We start from the raw sequence: 2730 nt of genomic DNA, 5'->3' as shown, positions 1-2730 counted from the left end.
GAGAAGTACTTCTCCAAACCTCTTATTTTTTTAAAACTTAACTACGCGACCGTACCCTGCGATATATCTTTTCCAATAACCACTTGAAATATTATCGTATTTCACACCATTATTTTGTGCGTTGATCATTTTTCCACTACCCACGTAAATGCCCACATGCGCGATGCCACTACCGTAATTGAAGAATACCAAATCGCCTGCTTTTAGTTGATTCGCTTTAATTTTAGTAGACGCATTGTACTGTTGTTTTGCTGTACGTGGGATCGCTTTATTAATCGATTTTTTGAAAACATAACTTGTATAACCCGAGCAATCGAATGAAGTTGGACCAGTTGCGCCCCATTTATACTTCTTGCCTAAATGTTTTTTTTGCTTCGACATTCAGTGTCGTAAATGACTGTGCTTTATATGGTGCTAAGCATTTCCCCGATACATATCCCACCTTGCCTTTGTATGTAATACGGTACCAGTTATTTTTAGTTTTAGCGTTGAATGTAACAGTTGTTCCTGCTTTGTAATATCCAATGATTGCATACTTCACACTGTCTCCAGTTCGAATATTGCTCTCTACAGTTGTCGTCATTTTGTAAGTTGTTGCCGCTTCCCCAGACTTCGGTAATATCAAGACACTTACTGCCAGAATGATTACAAGTAACATAGCCATACATTTCTTGCTAGATTTCAACGTCAAAACATGCACTCCCTTTTCTCCATTTGCAACCCATCATACCAGATGCACATTACAAGGAAGCTACAATCCCGCGTCAATCCCTTTAAATCCAAAAGTTATTTTTCATCAAATTCTAATCTAACTCACAGCAAATTTTTTTTCTCGGTGCGTTATTATATGTTTATAAGCTAACAACAAGCAAATAAATTTTCATACTTTCCCTTAAGAATGAAAATCCCAAACTCCCTTTTTGACCACCGCGGTTACTCCCTTTTCCGCGGTGGTTTTTTGTTGTATTCTTTTCGCCAAACTTTGTCTGATTCTGAATGACCATGTTTCCCGCGTTAGCTTTTGTAGCAAAAAATTTTCAACTAAAGCTTGAAACCGTTTACAAAACATGTTATATTAGACCTAGTAAAATTCCGTATACAATACATTTCTTTTAAGGATTGTTACCGTTTATTCGGGCATAACCTAAATCGATTTGAAGTCGTCTCTTTTTAGATGCGTCCTTGAATCTGTTTGGGTTTCTTTTTTTGACCAGTTTTCAACAGTTTCCCTCAACTGTCGAGATAAAATTTTAACAAAAAAGGAGCAAAATGATGAAAAAGCAGATGTTAAAGATTTTAATGTTGGTTTGTGGTTTGTTGTTAGTAGTTGGTTGTGGTAATACGAGTGCTGACTCTACGGATAAGGATCCGGCGGTAAAAAATGGGACTGTTACTTTTTACGTTGTGAGACATGGGAAAACGATGCTTAACACAACCGATCGTGTGCAAGGCTGGTCTGACGCGGTACTCACGCCTGCTGGTGAAGAAGTTGTCACCGATGCTGGTAAAGGATTGAAAGATGTTAAATTTGGCTCAGCATACAGCAGTGACAGCGGACGAGCGATTCAGACGGCTGATATTATTTTGAACGAAAATAAAAAATCTGATGGCGTAAAGTTGCAGACAGATCCGCGCTTTCGTGAATTTAATTTTGGGACATATGAAGGCGATTTAAATCACAATATGTGGACTGACATCGCGAAAAGCCAAGGCAAAACGTTAGAACAATGGCAAAGCGAAGGCATCTCGCCGAAGAATTTCGCAAATAGTGTTGCGGCGCTGGACAAAGAGCGCGTGAAAGACAACACCAACTGGCCAGCTGAAGATTACGCAACCATTACCGCGCGCCTACAAGAAGGTATTAACGAAGTCGCGAAAAAAGAAAGCAAAAAAGGCGACCACAATGTACTCCTTGTCTCACATGGATTGAGCATTGGCGCCCTACTTGACAGCATTTCACCTGGCTACAAACTACCAGATGGCGGCTTAAAAAATGCAAGCGTCACAAAAATCGAGTACAAAGACGGTAAATTCACGATTGGCGACGTTAACGACTTAAGCTACGTTGAAAATGGAGCAAAAGCAAAATAAAAACCAATAAACTTGGCGCGCGTAATCAAAAATACGAGCACCAAGTTTATTTTTTCATTGAATTCTAATCTAGATCACAGCTAAATCTCTTCAACGACCGTTATTATATAGTTATAAGCTAACAAATTAAATTTTTTATTCTTTCCCCTGAGAATAAAATCCCAAACTCCCTTTTTTGCCACCGCGGTTACTCCCTTTTCCGCGGTGGTTTTTTATGCATTTTTCACCCAATTTTGTCTAAATTCCTAATTCTAAAGGAACCTCCGAACCTCAACGGAGCGACAATTGCTTAGAGATTCTAGGCATGGATTACAGACTCACTTCGAACAGCTACAACGAACTCCAAAATCCCTTTCACTCGATTCTCATACGTTGCGTCTAATTTGATAACTTTTTCATAGCCTTTTTGCGCAATACGACTTCGAAGCTCTTCATTTCGAGTGTAAAATTCAACTTTTTCTACTAATTCCTCCGTGTTGCTAAAGAAATCGGCGTCTATACCTGGTCGGAAAATCTCGATGTGTTCCTCCGTTCGCGTGCCTAGAAAGAAGCCCCGACATGCCGGTATTTCAAACGTCCGCGCTGTATGTTGCTCTGTGGATAGCTGTGTCAGAAAACCCACCGATACCTTTCGCTCCT

At 39.8% G+C, this 2730-nt stretch carries 2 protein-coding genes and 1 pseudogene; 1 reads left to right on the top strand and 2 read right to left on the bottom strand.

Going from position 1 to position 2730, the window contains the following annotated elements; translation table 11 throughout:
- Nucleotides 1-30: 30 nt before the first annotated feature.
- A pseudogene (locus PCORN_RS19150) lies at nucleotides 31-664 on the bottom strand (SH3 domain-containing protein).
- Nucleotides 665-1272: 608 nt separating this feature from the next.
- Here PCORN_RS19150 and PCORN_RS16535 point away from each other — a divergent pair.
- Nucleotides 1273-2091 carry a histidine phosphatase family protein gene (locus PCORN_RS16535; RefSeq protein ID WP_036082615.1) on the top strand — a complete coding sequence of 273 codons (819 nt, stop codon included), beginning with the start codon at nucleotides 1273-1275 and terminating at the stop codon, nucleotides 2089-2091.
- A 298-nt stretch (nucleotides 2092-2389) separates the two neighbouring features.
- Here the strand turns inward: PCORN_RS16535 and PCORN_RS16530 are convergent.
- Nucleotides 2390-2730, bottom strand: a 341-nt coding sequence (locus PCORN_RS16530) for a glycosyltransferase family protein (protein ID WP_036082612.1), incomplete at its 5' end; no start/stop codon positions are given.

The organism is Listeria cornellensis FSL F6-0969 (assembly GCF_000525855.1).
GTDB lineage: Bacteria > Bacillota > Bacilli > Lactobacillales > Listeriaceae > Listeria_A > Listeria_A cornellensis.
Note: the sequence above shows the minus strand (reverse complement) of the source record. Positions and strands in the feature narration are given on the sequence as shown.

Excerpts from the sequence above, each read along its gene's own strand:
- PCORN_RS16535 (WP_036082615.1), top strand. The coding sequence starts at position 1,273 with ATGAAAAAGCAGATGTTAAAGATTTTAATGTTGGTTTGTGGTTTGTTG.